Genomic DNA, 259 nt, shown 5'->3' with positions numbered 1-259 from the left:
CATGTTGGATACCAACCTGCTTTCCTCCCATGCCCCTGCTTCTGGATCGACATGGCTGGCTGGCGCCGGCCCCGGGCGTTTCCCGACTGCCCTCCCCCAATTGCGACGCGCGTCCCCACGGCGCCCAGGTGTCGCTGCTGGTCCTGCACAACATCAGCCTGCCGCCCGGCCAATTCGGCGGCCCCGAGGTCGCCGGCCTGTTCCTGAACACGCTGGACTACGGCTCGCACCCCTGGCTGGAACGCCTGCGCGGCCTGCG

General features: G+C 69.5%; 1 pseudogene. It reads left to right on the top strand.

The features are described 5' to 3' along the window. Positions 1 to 29: 29 nt before the first annotated feature. A pseudogene (locus OH705_RS27900) lies at positions 30 to 259 on the top strand (1,6-anhydro-N-acetylmuramyl-L-alanine amidase AmpD); the annotation flags it as partial.

It is taken from the genome of Pseudomonas sp. BJa3 (assembly GCF_026343815.1).
Taxonomy (GTDB): Bacteria; Pseudomonadota; Gammaproteobacteria; order Pseudomonadales; family Pseudomonadaceae; genus Aquipseudomonas; species Aquipseudomonas soli.
This window is presented reverse-complemented; position numbering and strand designations above follow the sequence as displayed.